This is a genomic window from Methanoculleus sp. UBA413 (genome assembly GCF_002502935.1).
GTDB lineage: Archaea > Halobacteriota > Methanomicrobia > Methanomicrobiales > Methanoculleaceae > Methanoculleus > Methanoculleus bourgensis.
In genome coordinates this window covers 9,961-10,584 of record NZ_DAQR01000009.1, presented here as the reverse complement: position 1 = coordinate 10,584, position 624 = coordinate 9,961, and the positions used below count along the sequence as shown (strand labels likewise).

Here is a 624-nt window from a genome sequence, read left to right as displayed (position 1 = left end):
ACGTACTCCGTAACCCCCGAGTGCAACACATCTGCAAGTGGATACTTCCGGATCACCCGCCCAGTGTCTGTCTTCACACAGCCTCCGGGAGTGATCATGAAGTACGACCCCTCAATCATCGCAGAGGACTCAAATACCGGCCGTACACCTCCATGACGGACGACATCCGCGTGACGGGCACAGAACGCCTGGAACTGTTCATCGGTCACCGCGAGGTCGGCCACAGCATCGTCATTCTCACCCTGAATGTGGAGCATCTGGAAGACCTTCCAGCGGTCGGGAGAGGTTCTTTTGATGAAGTCTGCCATATCCTCCTCCCACGTAAGCTGGGTGACCGTTGTATTGATCTTCAGCCGGATCCCGGCCGCCCTGATGGCATCCGACAGATCGATGCAGTGCTGGACATGCTGCCCGTAACCGCGCCCGAGGTGTTTCTCGGTAGACTCGGATGCCGAGTCCACTGATAGCGCGAGCCAATCGATACACGCAGCGTGCTCCTCAATGAGTTTCTGTGAGAGCAAGGAGCCATTTGTGGTGATCGAAACGGTCATCCCGAGGTCCCGTGCGGCACGGCAGTAATCAAAGAGGCTCGGATGCTCGAGGCCCCCGAAAAGGAACAACTGA

General features: G+C 57.4%; 1 protein-coding gene. It reads right to left on the bottom strand.

What is annotated here, in order from left to right:
• On the bottom strand, window positions 1-551 hold a 551-nt coding region (locus tag BP858_RS00985), incomplete at its 3' end, for a radical SAM protein (protein ID WP_286878599.1).
• Window positions 552-624 lie beyond the last annotated feature (73 nt).